This window comes from Vibrio sp. D420a, from assembly GCF_030248625.1.
In the GTDB taxonomy this organism is placed as follows: domain Bacteria; phylum Pseudomonadota; class Gammaproteobacteria; order Enterobacterales; family Vibrionaceae; genus Vibrio; species Vibrio fortis_A.
On sequence record NZ_JAHGAN010000038.1, the window covers coordinates 1 to 1541 of the forward strand.

1 protein-coding gene is annotated in these 1541 nt (G+C 47.5%); it reads left to right on the top strand.

Annotated features, from left to right (window positions below):
• On the top strand, positions 1-1541 hold a 1541-nt coding region (locus KI743_RS21060), incomplete at both ends, for a VCBS domain-containing protein (RefSeq protein WP_285468035.1).

The window sequence follows — 1541 nt, forward strand, 5'->3', positions numbered from 1 at the left end:
AACAGTGCATTCAATCAACTTAACGTTGGTGACAAGGTTGAGGAGACGTTTACTATAACCTCTATCGATGGCACTCCATCCACGATTAAAGTGACCATCAACGGTACGAATGATGCGGCAACCGTCAGCAGCGCGACTGTGGCTGTCGATGAGACAGATAAAGCCATCACAACATCTGGAACCTTGACCAGTACTGATGTCGATAATCCAGATAACGCCTTTACTGCCTCAACTCAGCACGGTACCAACGGTGATTTAACCATCGATGCTAATGGTCATTGGACGTTCACCGCTAACAGCGCGTTCAACCAACTTAACGTCGGCGATAAAGTTGAAGAGACATTCACAGTAACGTCTGTCGATGGAACACCATCCACCATTAAAGTAACCATCAATGGTACTAACGATGCTGCGACGGTTAGCAGTGCGACTGTTGCCGTCGATGAAACAGACACAGCAATAACAACATCTGGAACCTTGACCAGTACTGATGTTGATAATCCAGATAATGCCTTTACTGCTTCAACTCAGCACGGCAGCAACGGGGATTTAACCATTGATGCCAATGGTCACTGGGTCTTCACAGCCAACAGCGCGTTTAATCAGCTTAATGTCGGCCAAAAGGTTGAAGAGACATTTACGGTTACTTCTATCGATGGCACACCTTCGACAATTAAAGTGACCATCAGTGGTACCAACGATGCCGCTACAGTAAGTAGTGCAACGGTAGCCGTTGATGAAACGGACACAGCAATAACAACCTCTGGAACCTTGACCAGTACCGATGTCGATAACCAAAATAGCGCCTTTACTGCTTCGACCCAGCACGGTACTAACGGCGACCTAACCATAGACGCTAATGGTCACTGGGTATTCACTGCCAACAGTGCGTTCAACCAACTCAATGTCGGCGATAAAGTTGAAGAAACATTCGCGGTAACGTCTGTCGATGGTACACCTTCGACAATTAAAGTGACCATCAATGGTACGAATGATGCCGCGACAGTAAGCAGCGCGACTGTCACTGTCGATGAAACGGATCAACCCGTCACGACCTCTGGCACTCTAACCAGCACCGACATTGATAATCAAGATAATGCCTTTACTGCTTCAACTCAGCACGGTACCAACGGCGACTTAACCATTGATGCCAATGGTCACTGGATCTTCACCGCTAACAGCGCATTCAACCAACTTAATGTCGGCGACAAAGTTGAAGAGACATTCACAGTAACGTCTGTCGACGGTACTCCGTCTACTATCAAGGTAACAATAAACGGTACGAATGATGCTGCTACGGTGAGCAGCGCAACTGTGGCTGTCGATGAAACTGACTCAGCAATCACAGCTTCAGGCACCCTAACCAGTACCGATGTCGATAACCCTGACAACACCTTCACCCCAGATACGATCACAGGCACTCATGGTGACCTAACCATAGACGCTAATGGTCACTGGGTATTCACTGCCAACAGTGCGTTCAACCAGCTTAATGTTGGCGATAAAGTTGAAGAGACATTTACGTTAACGTCTGTCGATGG